The organism is Pseudoxanthomonas daejeonensis, assembly GCF_010093205.1.
Lineage (GTDB): Bacteria > Pseudomonadota > Gammaproteobacteria > Xanthomonadales > Xanthomonadaceae > Pseudoxanthomonas > Pseudoxanthomonas daejeonensis.
Window position 1 is genome coordinate 76395 of sequence record NZ_PDWN01000007.1, and the last position, 13669, is coordinate 90063.

The following is a 13669-nucleotide window of genomic DNA, read 5'->3' on the forward strand; positions in this document are numbered from 1 at the left end:
ACCGGAACTCCCGTGCGGGGCGGGGACTTTCTCTCCGACGGGCCCAGGCCCGGCCCGCTGCGCTGAGCATGGCTACGCGGCAATTCCAGGGCGTGGACGCCGACCGGCGCAGGCTGCTGGGCGCGCTTGTGCCGGCGGCGCTCCTGCCGCTGGTACCGCCGCTGGCACGCGGCGCCACCGCGCCCGCGGCGCGGTCGCTGCACCTCCCCGCACCCGGTGACGTGCGCCTGGGTGAGGGCCTCTTCGCCCGATCGAATGCACTCAACCTGCGATATCTCGCCACGCTGGACATGGACCGGCTGCTGGCGCCGTGCCGGATCGAAGCCGGCCTGCCCTCGCCCGCGCCGAAGTATCCGAACTGGGAATCGATGGGCCTGGACGGCCACACCGCCGGCCACTACCTGTCGGCACTGGCGCAGCAGGCCGCGCAGGGCGATGCGGATATGCGCCGCCGGCTCGACTACATGGTCCAGGCGATGGCCGCGTGCCAGCGCGCCAACGGCGACGGCTACGTCGGTGGCGTACCGGGCGGTCGCGTGCTGTGGCAACGGGTCGCATCCGGCAACTTCCAGGCGGAGTCGTTCTCGCTGGAAGGGGCGTGGGTGCCGTTCTACAACCTGCACAAGACCTTCGCCGGCCTGCGCGATGCCTGGCTACTGACTGGCCAGGCGCAGGCGCGCGCGGTGCTGGTCGGCTTCGCCGACTGGGCGGAGCGGCTCGTCGCCCACCTCGACGACGTGCAACTGCAGCGCGTGCTCGACACCGAACACGGCGGCATGAACGAAGTGCTGGCCGACGTATGCGCCATCACCGGCGATCGTCGCTACCTGGCACTGGCGCGGCGCTTCTCGCACCGCGCCCTGCTCGATCCGCTCCTGCGCGGCGAGGACACGCTGGACGGCCTGCATGCCAACACCCAGATTCCCAAAGTGATCGGTTTTGCCCGCATCGGCGAGCTCGACGGCGACGAAGCGTGGATCGACGCGGCGCGATTCTTCTGGGAACGGGTCGCCCTGCACCGCAGCATCGCTTTCGGCGGCAACAGCGTGCGCGAGCACTTCAATCCGGCTGGCGACTTTTCGCCGATGGTGCAATCGCGCGAAGGACCGGAAACCTGCAACAGCTACAACATGCTGCGCCTGACCCTGCTGCTGGACCGGCTGCGCCCGGATCCGCGGCATGCGGACTTCTACGAGCGCACGCTGTTCAACCACATCCTCTCCACCCAGCATCCGCAGCATGGCGGACTGGTCTACTTCACACCGGTCCGCCCACGCCACTACAGGGTGTATTCGCAGCCGCAGGAGTGCTTCTGGTGCTGCGTGGGCAGCGGCATGGAAAACCATGGGCGCCACGCCGCGTTCGTCTACGCGCACGACGAAGGGACGGTGCGGGTCAACCTGTACCTGGATTCGCAGCTGCGCCGGCCCGGGCGCGGACTGGTATTGAGCCAGCTGACGCGTTTCCCGGAAGAGCCGCGCAGCGAACTCCGGCTGTCGCTGGAGCGGCCGCAGAAGTTCGCGCTGGAGCTGCGCCATCCGCACTGGCTGCAGGGGCCGCTGCAGGTGATGGTCAACGGCCGCGCCTGGCCCCTGCAATCCACGCCGTCCTCGTACGCGCGCATCGAGCGTCGCTGGAAGGACGGCGACCGGGTCGAGATCGCGCTGCCGATGCACACGCGGATCGAGGCCCTGCCCGACGGATCGGACTGGGTCGCGGTGATGCATGGCCCGCTGATGCTGGCCGCGCGCACCGGCGAGGAAGACCTCGAAGGCCTGGTCGCCGATGCCGGCCGTGGCAGCCACATCGCGCCGGGTCCGTACCAGCCGCTGGACCGGGCGCCGATGCTGGTCGGCGATCGCGACGCATTGGCCTCCGGCATCGTCCCGCTGGACGATCCACTGGTGTTCAGCGCCGCTGGACTGGTCCAGCCCGCCGGATTCGGCGCGCTGCGCATGGAGCCGCTGTACCGCGTGCACGACGCGCGCTACATGGCGTACTGGCGGACCACGACAGTCGCGGGGTATCCGGCCCTCCTGGCCGCGGTCGAGGTCGAGGAACGCGCGCGCCAGGCGCTCGAAATACGCACCGTGGACCGGGTGCAGCCGGGCGAACAACAGCCGGAAGTGGAGCATGGCTACCAGGGCCGGGATTCGGCGACGGGCCTGCACCTGGGCCGGCGCTGGCGTGATGCCGGCGATGCATTCGGCTACCGCCTGGCGGCTCCGCCGGTCATCGGCGACGACACGCCGCTGGCGCTGCGCTTGACCCTGTTCGGCGGCGACTGGCATGTCGCCATGGTCGTGCAGGCCAATGGCGTCGAGCTGGCGACGCTGCAGTTCGATGGCTCGGATGTGGACGATTTCATCGAGCGCGAGATCGCCCTGCCACCGGCGCTGGCCGGTGCGGCGCGCGACGGCGGCCTCGAGGTGCGTTTCATCGCCCACAACACCCGCCGCACCCCGCGCCTGTTCGACCTGCGCCTGCTGCGTACGGACGCAGCATCGCCCTGAATCTCCGGCCGCCGCTGATCGGCGGCGGCCATCGGCAGGTCAGCCGGCATGGCGCAGCCCCGCCACGGGGCCGTGCCGGCGCCGGATCAGTTCGCCTTCAGCCCCACCACCGCCACCGAATGCGGCGGCAGGCGCAGCTTCCCACCGTCCAGCTTCACCGGCACCGGTGCCACGGTCCGCTTCGCCTCGAACGTGTTGACCGAATCCATCCGCGGCGCGGTGAGCAACTGGCCGCTGGCCGAAGCCGGATCGAAGCCGGCAACGTCCAGGGCCACTTCCACCGGGCGGGTCGGATCGATGTTGGTCACCGCTATCCAGAGCGTTCCCTGCGCGTCCCTGGCGGCGATCGCATCCACCCGCGGCAGGACGATGTCGCCGACCTTGTAGCTGCCCTTGTCGAAGGCCACCGGCACGAAGGTCGCGTCCTGGAACGGGACGTACATGTGGAACACGTGGTAAGTCGGCGTCAGCAGCATCTTCTCCTTGTCGGTGAAGATCATCGCCTGCAGCACGTTGACCATCTGCGCGATGTTGGCCATGCGCACGCGCTCGGCGTGGCGGGCGAAGATGTTGATGTTGAGCGCGGCCAGGATCGCATCGCGCATCGAGTTCTGCTGGACCAGGAAGCCGGGGGTGCTGCCCTCGGTGGGCGCCAGCCAGGAACCCCACTCGTCCACCACCAGCGCGACCTTCTTCTCCGGGTCGTAGCGGTCCATGATCGCCGCGTGGGTGCGGATCATCTGGTCCATGCCCAGCGTTTCATGCAGGAACTTCGCGTATTCGGCCTCGCCGAAACCGGTGGCCTTGATGCTCGGCGGCCAGCCGTTGATGGTGTAGTTGTGCAGCGACAGCCCGTCGAGGTTCCAGCTCCAGACCCGCTCGGACCAGGCCTTCATCACCGCCTCGGTGTACTCGGTCTTGGCCCCGTCCGGGCCGACCGCGATCTGCTTCATCTTCTGCGACGGGTCGTAGTTGCGCGTGTAGCGGGCGAAGACCTTCATCAGGTCGACGTAGTAGTCGCCCGACATGGCGCCGCCGCACCCCCAGTTCTCGTTGCCCAGGCCGACGAAGGGCACCTGGAACGCCTCCTTGCGGCCGTTGGCGATACGCTCCTTCGCCAGCGCGGTCGGATGCACCGCGGTCATGTATTCGAGCCAGTCCGCCGCCTCCTGCACGGTGCCCGAGCCGACGTTGACCGACACATAGGCATCGGCGCCGACCTGTTCGATGAAGTCGAAGAACTCGTGGGTGCCGAACTCGTTCGGCTCCATCACCCCGCCCCAGTTGGTGTTGACCATCGCGCGACGCTGGTCCTTCGGCCCGATGCCGTTGCGCCAGTGGTACTCGTCGGCGAAGCAGCCGCCCGGCCAACGGATGTTCGGCACCTTCAGGTCGCGCAGCGCGGCAACGACGTCGTTGCGGACGCCGCGGGTGTTGGGAATCTTCGAATCCTTGCCGACCCAGATGCCCTCGTAGATGCCGTGACCCAGGTGCTCGGCGAACTGGCCGAAGATGTGGCGGTCGATCGTGGGACCCGGCTTGCCGGCATCCACCTTGACGACGACGTCCTGGGCGAAGGCAGGCAGCGCGGACGCGCTCGCGATGGCCAGGGCCAGCAGGGTTGATCGCAGGTGCATGCAGTTCTCCTTCAGACGCTTGCGGGCAGGCGCACGATGGCGCCCACGAGGGCTTCGGGGAGAAGTGGCGGAAGATCACCTGGTCCGTTCGCAACAGACATGCCGGGACGCAATGTACCGGCGACACGCGGATCGCCGACCTGCCCCTCCGCCCGTCCTCTCCCCGGGTGGATGCCGCGACGATGCGCGAAGAAGCCAGAACGATCCAATGACTTTTTCCCGGTTTTCGATATCCGAAACGGTATCGACCGGTGCCCGGCATCGTCCGCGCAGGCGCGCCGATGCACCGCACGCGACGGGACTGGAACGAAATCGAAGGGTTCCCGAGGAATCCACCGGGCCCGAAGGGACCGCAGTGGTGGGCGGTACAGGGTTCGAACCTGTGACCCCTACCATGTCAAGGTAGGGAATTGGCATCCGCCAGCGTTCGTAGAAGTCCTAACTGTCTGTTTTACCAAGGTCAAGGACTCTTGTGAACTCCCGGGGATTTCCATACTCTTTCCATACTGGCAACTTGGTTCGCCAGCGGAGAGCGACGTGGCCCACCTATCTAGCCGCAAGACCCCACTGATCGACCTGAGGACAGTCGAGCGGCGCGAGAAGCTGAAAGCGCGCGCGAGTAGCGAGCCCTATTGGCAGCCACTGTCCGCCGGGCAGTACCTGGGCTTCCGTCCCTCGGCAGGGAGCGGGCTGGGCACATGGCTTGCCCGGTTCTACGACCCGGACACAGCACGCAAGCCGAACCGTTCGTTGGGCGACTTCGGCACCCTTCCCCCGAACAAGCGGTTCGACGCGGCCAAGCGGGAAGCCGAAGAGTGGTTCCGCCACCTGTCTCGCGGTGGCTCGGAGGACGATGTCACCGTGCGCCAGGCCTGCGAGCGTTATGCAGCCAGCAATGCCGATGCAGCCAAACGCTTCCCGCGCTACGTTTACGGCGATCCGATCGCGCAGATAAGGCTGCGCCGGCTCCGCGAACATCATGTACGGGAGTGGCGTGCGCGATTGGAATCGATGCCAGCCCTTGTAACGAGGAACAAGCTGCATCAACCGGTTACACGGAAGCGCGCCGCCGCAACGGTCAACCGCGACATGGTGGCATTTCGGGCAGCGCTGAATGCAGCGCTTTCCCGCGGCGAAGTCGACACGGCTTTGGCATGGCGCAAGGCGCTGCAGCCAGTCGCAAACGCTAATGGGCGCCGCGATCTGTACTTGGACAAAATGCAACGACGCGCCCTGCTGGCCGCCCAACCGGCAGATGCCGCAGCGTTTTGCCGCGGACTTTGCCTCCTGCCCCTGCGCCCAGGCGCATTGGCAGGATTGACGGCTGGCGACTTCGACGCCCGCACGGGCACACTCGTCATCAAGAGTGATAAAGCCAACGCAGATCGCCGCATTCTGCTCCCCCAAGACACGGCGACCCTGCTCAAGGACCAGGCCAGCGGCAAACTTCCGCGAGCGCCACTTTTTGCCCGAGCTGACGGCAGGCCTTGGGACAAGGATGCATGGAAGGGACCTGTCAAAGACGCCGCACGCACAGCAGCCCTTCCGGAGTCTGTGACCGCCTATACCCTGCGCCACTCCACCATTACGGATCTGGTCACAGGCGGACTGGATCTGTTGACCGTCGCTCAAATCAGCGGCACTAGCGTGCGTATGATTGAGAAACATTACGGCCATCTGCGTGGTGAGCGCGCCGCCGCGGCTTTGGCGGGTCTGGCGCTCTGATGTCTGCCATCGACCGAAAGCGGGCTTCAACGCCTGAGCTAAACCGACCGGCCAAGCCGGAGGGAGTCGATGGCGGCCCTAATCAGCATCAGGGCTACCGCGATTTCCATGAGCAATGAAAAGCCCATGCTGACGAGGTCCAGTAGCCACGGGGCGCCGATGCCGTCAACGCCTTTAAATAAGCCCAAGTACGACCAGCGTAGGCACGCCACCAAGTGCGCAAGCAACCTAAATCACCCTCATGCCGACGCGATGGAGCCCATCGTGCCTGCCCATTAGCTTAACCACCGTAAGCTGTCTACCCGAATGCGGCGTGCCCCGATCCGTTAGCCAAGCGTCAGCATGGTGTCCGACCTGGGCCGGCTAGGCAGCTCCAGCGACATGCGTAAACTCAAATGGCACCGCCGAGACTAGCCCGCTCGCAAGTGCGAGACGTTCGCCTGCTGGTACATACAGCCTATAGAATGAGCTAAGACTATCGACGAGGGGATCGTGTGTCGCCGTTCAATCTGTTCCAGCGCGTCTCTCAGGCGCCCACCAATCCCAGAGCCGAACCCTCACCCCGCGCCTTCGATGTCGCGGAACTGTATGAAGGTCCCGTAGGTCTGCAGGATGACGCGAATGCCCCCAAATTACGCTTGGACGAGAAGCTGCGTCAGGCGTATTTCTGGATTGTCAACAATGCGATCATCAGTCCGCACTACGACGTCGAGTACAACGACGGCCCGGCGGCTTCGTTTGCCGTTGGCGATACCCGCCGTCAACTCGCGCTGCCATCTGCGCAGAGTTATTCCAGCTATGCCTTATTACCTCTGCTGACGTTTGCCACTCGGCGCAAATGCCTATTCGTCGGTGGCCCCGGTCGCGGAAAAACTGCCAGCGCCATCTTGATGGGAGTGCTGGCCGGCTACCCTGTTCGCGAAGTGCGCCGTGCGATGCAGCATGGCCATCCACAGATGACCATCGCCGACCTACTAGGCAATCCCTTGCCTGCCGATCTCGTTGCAGCTCAGGACATGAGCGAGATACGAATCGCATGGCGCAAATGGCTCGGCATGCGGGTCAAGATCATTGATGAGTACAACCGTATCCCCACACGCACGCAGAGCGCATTGCTGACAGTGATGGGCGATAACTACGCCGAGGTCCTCAACCACGTCTACGAGTGTCCCGACTCAGCTTGGTACCTCACCGCCAACGACGATCGCGGCGGTGGTACCTACCAGGTCATCGAGGCGCTGCGCGACCGCATCGATGTGGTGGTGCAAGCCCTCGCGTTCAATCCGCGCTTTCTGGATGACATGCTTCTGCGCATCGAGCAGAACATCCGCCCGGAAGAGGTCGTGCCTCGCGACATCATCTTCTCCGAGACTGAAGGGGATCAGATGTTGCACGAGATCCGTGCGATTGAAGTTCCCCACGACGTGCTGCGGCGGATCGAGTTCTTCTGCAGCCAATTCGAGCTTATGGAGACGGCCGGGGCGCAGTTTGAGTACCTGACCAAAGACACGGCGCGCCTCGCCGGGGCGGACTGGGCTCAGGTGACGTCAGCCGATGGCGGCCGCGACCGACTGAAAGATCTCGGCTGCCAGACCCGCAACGGCCTGTCGGTCCGCAACCTGATGACGCTGCTGATCTATGCCAAGGCTATAGCGTACTTCCGCGGAAATCTTGCGGTGTCGCTGGAGGACCTGCGTCAAGTGTTGCCGTTTGTCCTCAATGACAAGTTGCAGCCTGATCTCGACGCCCCCTTCTTTGCATTGCCGGAGAACGGCCCCTATCGCACGGACCGGATCAGCTGGCTACGCTGGCTGTTGGACGCCTCCAACGCTGAGTACGACCGCCTGGATCTGGACCGGAATGACCCGGTGGGCGAACTGTCCGCACAGTTCGCAAATGGGCTCGACGGTGTCTCCGAACGCGAGACCCGCGCACGCCTGACCCGCATCGAGCGATTGATTGAAGAAAGGGTCAAAGGCCGGAAGCTCTACGGTCATTTGTACGATGACCTGCTTAAACTCAAGTACCTACATCAGCGCTATACCAATTATCTCCACTGGCTGCGGGCGCGCTGACATGGTGTCCGCGCCCTTGGCCGGCGCACTGGCCGCGCGTCGCACCGTGCTCAACCAGCGCGTGGCTGAGGCCCGCCACCGCTGGCCTAGCCTGGATCTTCCAGCATTTGCAGGCTTTGTCGGCGGCACGCTGGATGAGGTCTGCCAGGCAGTCGAGGGCGTCGATGTCTCGGCCACCACGCGGGTGTGCGAGGTCGCCTTCGAGCTCGGGCTGGACCTTGTTGCGCAGGGATATGCCGGACCCAAGGCTCGACTCCCTTGGGTAGAAAATGCTTGGCGCTCGCTTGCGCCATCAGTTGCCCCACTGCTGGCACGCGAACCACTGGAAACCCTCGGCGCAATTACGAACGCCGCTGTGCGCCTGGGCAGCCTTCCGGACATCCGTGTGGCCGAATGGATCAGCCTGATGGTCGGATTGGCCCGCCAATGCGACTCCGTCCAGACCTTGCGCGATCTCGGCGCAGTTTGCGCGTGGCGTGCGGGCATGACTCACATGCGTGGTCCCGCACTAACTCGTGCGGACTCGTTGCCCGCCAGCCTTGCGATCGCAGCCGTCGGCGGCGTAGGAACGGAGTGGTCGACGCTCCGAGAGCGTATGGCATCCGAGCGCTGGTGGAACCCGAGTACCGCCGATGTCGACGCGCAGGGGCGTTCCGTTGGCGGTTTCACCGGATTGGGGGGTCCGTTCGCAGTACCACCACAGGTGCGCGCAGTCGCGGACGGCTTTGTTGCTGAGAGCGGCGGGCGATATTACCTAGTGCTTGCCGACGCCTACGGCGCCGTTGTCCTGCCAGCCAGCGCGGAAGAGTTTGCAGCTGGCACCGCTATCAGGCCGCGGGACCTCACGATCACTCGAGAGGGCATCTTTCTCGGGCGCATGCAGGTGCAGTGGGCTGTAACCGGCGATCGCATGCAGGCTGTCGTCGGGCCTGCGGGGATCGCCATCTTCTCTCCGTGGTCGCACCACGTTCGCGTAATGCCCACGCCAAGATGAGCGCATCTGAGTCCGAATCACTAGCAGCCTGGCGTGCGGCATGGCCACAGGCACTAGCGGCATGGAGTCGCTTTACACGCCTTCAGGATCCGCGCCTGTGCGAGACCCGCGTGGAGGCAGCGGCCGAGGGCCTGACCGGCAGCTTTGCCATGATTCGCCTGGCCGACCAGCGCGTCGTCATCGATCTTCCGGAGGTCGCACGACTGGGTCTGCAGGCCTATTCCCTAGAAATCCTCGCCCATGAGATCGGTCACCACGTCTTGGCGCCAGCCACGGCTACTGACCATGCTCGGCTACTCGCTCGCATCCGCCGCGCATTGCCGACGCTTGAAGCTCATGCGCCAATGGTGGCCAACCTGTATACCGACCTGCTGATCAATGATCGCCTGCAAAGGCAGTGCGGCCTGCGCATGGGCGACATCTATCGCCGCCTTGCAGCGCAGCAGGAGCCTTCCGATCAAGGCGACGCTTCATCCGTTTGGCAGCTATATATGGGGATCTATGAGCAACTCTGGCAAGAACCGCCGGGCTCGCTGGGTGGTCCAACCGACGATACGGAACTGCGCGGCGATGCCTGGCTAGGCGCGCGCGTGATTCGGGTGTATGCCAGCGAATGGCTCGAAGGGGCCGGTCGCTTCGCCATGCTCCTTCTCCCGCGGCTGCTGGAGACCGTCAAAGACCTTCGCGTCAACGCTTTGATGGATACGCGAGACGCGGGCCAGGGAACTCATCCGGCCGGGCTGGATCGCCTGGAAGACGATGAGATGGCACCCGTGCCGCATCCCGCATCTGACCCCCGGATCACAGGCGAGCTCTCCATTGCCGAGGAAAGCGCACCGGCCGACACCCGTCAGGAGGCGCATACCGACGCGCACTCACCAAGCGGTGGGCAAGCGCGCGAGCCGTTCGAATACGGTGAAATTCTCCGCGCCGCTGGCCTTGATCTGGACGACCATCAGATCGCCGTTCGCTACTACCGCGAGCGCGCCCTCCCCCACCTTATCCGTTACCCCACGCGTCCACAGCCGCAGTCATTGGAGCTCTTGCCAGAAGGACTGGAGCCTTGGGAGCCTGGCGATCCATTGGACGCGGTCGACTGGCTGCAATCACTGATGCAGTCGCCATCGGTGGTACCTGGCGTCACGACCGTGCAACGCATCCATGGCCTAGCGCCCGAACTAGAGCCGCAAGCCGAACCGGTAGACCTGGATCTGTACGTCGACAGCTCCGGGTCGATGCCCAATCCCCAACAGCGCACGTCGTTCCTGACCCTAGCTGGCGCGGTGATCGCTTTGTCGGCGTTGCGGGTAGGAGCACATGTCCAAGCCACGCTCTGGAGCGGAAAACACCAATACCTGCAAACCTCAGGGTTCGTTCGCTCGGAGGAAGATATCCTCAAGGTGCTGACCGGCTACTTCGGTGGCGCCACAGCCTTCCCCATACATCGCCTCCGCGACACCTACGAAAATCGCCCTGCGCACGCACGCGCGGTGCACATTCTGCACATTTCCGACGACGGCATCACCACTATGTTCGAGCAGGATGAGAACGGTAAGAGTGGCTGGACGGTGGCAGCGCAGGCTCTGCGTGCCGCCCGAGGCGGAGGCACCATGGCGCTGAACTTATTCAGCCCTCTGCCTGCCAGCCTAGCCAACACCGGCGCCAGCGGCTGGACGGGCGACCTGCTGCGGGCGCGCGATGCCGGCTGGCACATCCATGTGGTGCGCGACATGGCAGAGCTGCTGGCTTTCGCGCGGGAATTCAGTCGGCAGCACTATGTCCCGATTCGCAGGGGCACGGACTCATGATCGTGCTTTGGCGGCTCACCAAGCTTTGTAATTTGGCCTGCGGCTTCTGCGCCTACGACCGGCGCGTGCCGCAGCCAAGGGTGCAGTCGCTCCCTGCGGAAGTCGAGCGGTTGGCCGCGCTGTTTGGTGCGTACCGCGAATCCGTGGGACAGCCGGTGCTGTTGTCTTGGCTTGGCGGCGAACCCATGCTGTGGCCAGGCGTCCTCGATCTTTCAGGTCGGCTCAAACGGCAGTTCGGCCTGCGGACAAGTATCACCACCAATGGCACGCGTAGTTGGCAGCCAAGCAGCGCACAAGCACTGAGCGAATCCTTTGACGAGATCACGTTCAGCGTCGATGCCTTGGAAACGACGCATGAGCGACTGCGGGGTTGGCCCGGTGGAATGGCTCGACTTGCGGAGGGCATCCAGCGCTTGGCTAACCTGCGCCGCCCCGGAAGCGGCCCACTTCTGCGTGCCAACGTGGTGTTGATGCGTGACACCCTGCCGGAGTTCGCAGAGTTGTGCATGCGCCTCGCGGATTGGGGCATTCAAGAGATCACGTTCAACCAGCTGGGCGGGCGTGATCGACCAGATTTCCACCGGGCCCAGGCGTTGGGGCTGCCTGACATCTCGAGGTTGCGCGAACTCCTGCCGCCGCTGGTGGCCGCTCTGGCCGATCGCGGAGTGCGACTGCACGCCGATACTTCCTATGTGGCGCGGTTGGAAGCCACTGCAGCAGGTCGTCCGGTCGCGGTGACCGAGTGCGAAGCACGGCGACCCACGATCTTCATCGATGAGTTCGCCCGCATTGCCGCCTGTAGCTTCACGCTCGACTCGCATTCCCTGTCCTCCGATTCCGTGCGGACGATTTCCGATATAGCCGAGCTACGCGACCGCTTGGCCGCGCGTCGCCGGAGCGCGCCTGCCGCGGTCTGTAACGATTGCCCTTCCACACAGGTTTTCGCCAAGTTCGGGACATGAACATGCCAACGGGTCCCTCCCTCGATACGCTCCTGCGGCGCCTGCTGGACACACCGCCGGATTTCCTGGATCCCCCTTGGCGCGGTGGTGCCGGCCAACTGCATGTGGCCGCCGTGGTCAACGACGTGTTCGTCGCGCGTGGTCTGCGCCCGGCCCCTTCGCTTCTGGCCACACTCTCCGGCAACCTGTCCGGTGTCGATTCCAACCAAATGACCCTTGCCGCGGTCATCGCTTGGATGATGGCTGACGAGAGCTGGGACAGCTTCAAGACCGAGGCAGACACTTGGACCGCGCTGTTCGTGGAAGCTGCTCCCGCCTTGGCGGCGAGTGCGCCCGCAGACCGTTTCGTGTTCGACCCGGAACGACGCGAAGAACTGGCGCGCATAGTAGTCGCACGGTTGGGCCTGCTGCCAGACGGCGAAACGCAGGCTCAGGCGGCTGACAGGCTGGCGCGTGTGAGTGGCGTGGAACGGAGGCGCCTGCTGGAGGCGAGTCGCACGGCGGAGGCCCGTGCACGAGCTATTCGTGAGGCACTGGCGAAAAAGGCAGCGGAGGAGTCGGCCGACAAGTGGACACGAGAGTGACCGCAGAGCCGTCCGACGCTGAGCGATATCCGACGTTGACTGACGCCGGGGCCGCCATGCTCCGACGAATGCGGGAGCATCCAGCGGCGCCGATATTCCGCAACACCAGCGGGAATCGCCTGCTCGGCCCCGAGGTCGATGAGTTGAGCCGCTACGAGCGCGACCTGGCCGATGCCCGCTTCGAATGGGCGCCCAGCCGCCAGCCAGAATGGCTCATGGCTTCGGTCGCCAAAACCTTCGCGCAGGTCCCGTACTACCGCGCTCAGGCCATGCCGGAGAGCTTCACTGACATCGCACCGGTGGACCGCGGCGCGCTCGCCGCGGACATCGCACGCTTTGTCCCCGATACCGTGTCACTGGATCGGCTGATCAATTTTCGCACCACGGGTACCACCGGCCACCCGCTGGTGCTCCCGTCCCATCCGGTCGTCGCGGCGCGTTACTTGGCCCACCACAAGCGTGCGCTGAATCGCTTTGGTATCGAGTTGTCCAACCGCGGCGGCCAAATGGGCGTGATGCTGCTGGGCATGCAGCGCCGTTGCTTTACCTATGTCTCTGTGACACCGACCATGGGGGAGTCCGGCCTGGCCAAGATCAACCTGCATCCGGACGACTGGCGTGATCCCAGCGACCGGGCACGCTACATCGACCAGATGCAGCCGGAGGTGATTGCAGGCGACCCGATCTCATTCGCAGCGCTCCTCGAACTGCCAGTTGCGCATCGGCCACGCGCCTTACTCTCGGTCTCGATGGCCCTTTCGCAGGGGCTTCGGCGATCGCTCGCCGAGCGCTTTGATTGCGCTGTACTCGACCTTTACTCGATGAACGAGGCCGGACCGCTCGCAGTCTACGACGATGCAGCCGGCGGCCATGTTCTGCTGCAACCCGGCATGTACATCGAGATTCTGGATCCGAATGGTAAGACCCTTCCCCCTGGACTGACCGGGGAGATCACGCTGACCGGCGGCTTCAACTTCTGCCTGCCACTGCTGCGCTATCGCACCGGCGACCATGGCGCCCTGGCGATGCACGGTGACTGTCCGATGATCGTCGGACTGCAGGGAAGGCGCCCCGTGCGCTTCCTCACTGCCGCCGGTCAATGGATCAACAACATCGATCTGACCCATGCCCTGGCAGTGCTGCCCCTTTCGCGCTATCAGATTCACCAGGCAACCCATGGCGATGTAACACTCGCGTTGCCCCAATCGGAAATCGCTCAAGCAAATGAGGCGGAAACTAGGCTGCAGGCTGCGCTGGGTGGGCGGCCCATAACCGTGGTCGCTCTCGACACCGAAGATAAGGTGCGGCAGTACACATCCGACATGCCAGGAGGCGATACACCGTGACCTGGCTGGAGGCCGGAAGTAGCCT

General features: G+C 64.7%; 9 protein-coding genes. 8 read left to right on the plus strand and 1 reads right to left on the minus strand.

Going from position 1 to position 13669, the window contains the following annotated elements:
• The first annotated feature begins 68 nt into the window (after nt 1-68).
• Nucleotides 69-2513, plus strand: a complete 2445-nt coding sequence (locus tag CSC65_RS08515) for a glycoside hydrolase family 127 protein (protein WP_162410138.1) — start codon at nt 69-71, stop codon at nt 2511-2513.
• 86 nt (nt 2514-2599) lie between these two features.
• On the opposite strand, the gene CSC65_RS08520 is transcribed toward CSC65_RS08515, so the two are convergent.
• Complete coding sequence (locus CSC65_RS08520; protein WP_162410139.1) at nt 2600-4150, minus strand: alpha-N-arabinofuranosidase; 1551 nt, start codon at nt 4148-4150, stop codon at nt 2600-2602.
• A gap of 537 nt (nt 4151-4687) precedes the next feature.
• Here CSC65_RS08520 and CSC65_RS08525 point away from each other — a divergent pair.
• The 7 genes from CSC65_RS08525 to CSC65_RS08555 all read left to right on the plus strand — a co-directional run bounded on the left by CSC65_RS08525 (nt 4688) and on the right by CSC65_RS08555 (nt 13644).
• Nucleotides 4688-5875, plus strand: coding sequence for a tyrosine-type recombinase/integrase (locus tag CSC65_RS08525; RefSeq protein ID WP_202922854.1), 1188 nt, complete (start codon nt 4688-4690; stop codon nt 5873-5875).
• Nucleotides 5876-6369: 494 nt separating this feature from the next.
• Complete coding sequence (locus CSC65_RS08530; protein WP_162410140.1) at nt 6370-7950, plus strand: AAA family ATPase; 1581 nt, start codon at nt 6370-6372, stop codon at nt 7948-7950.
• 16 nt (nt 7951-7966) lie between these two features.
• Nucleotides 7967-8944 carry a hypothetical protein gene (locus CSC65_RS08535; RefSeq protein WP_162410141.1) on the plus strand — a complete coding sequence of 326 codons (978 nt, stop codon included), beginning with the start codon at nt 7967-7969 and terminating at the stop codon, nt 8942-8944.
• 110 nt (nt 8945-9054) lie between these two features.
• Nucleotides 9055-10752, plus strand: coding sequence for a hypothetical protein (locus tag CSC65_RS08540; protein WP_202922855.1), 1698 nt, complete (start codon nt 9055-9057; stop codon nt 10750-10752).
• Nucleotides 10749-11714, plus strand: coding sequence for a radical SAM protein (locus CSC65_RS08545; RefSeq protein WP_162410143.1), 966 nt, complete (start codon nt 10749-10751; stop codon nt 11712-11714). Before CSC65_RS08540 ends, CSC65_RS08545 begins: the two co-directional genes overlap by 4 nt.
• Nucleotides 11711-12298 (plus strand): hypothetical protein, encoded by a 588-nt coding sequence (locus tag CSC65_RS08550; protein WP_162410144.1) that lies wholly within the window; start codon nt 11711-11713, stop codon nt 12296-12298. Before CSC65_RS08545 ends, CSC65_RS08550 begins: the two co-directional genes overlap by 4 nt.
• Nucleotides 12295-13644 carry an AMP-binding protein gene (locus tag CSC65_RS08555; protein ID WP_202922856.1) on the plus strand — a complete coding sequence of 450 codons (1350 nt, stop codon included), beginning with the start codon at nt 12295-12297 and terminating at the stop codon, nt 13642-13644. Before CSC65_RS08550 ends, CSC65_RS08555 begins: the two co-directional genes overlap by 4 nt.
• Nucleotides 13645-13669: the final 25 nt, after the last annotated feature.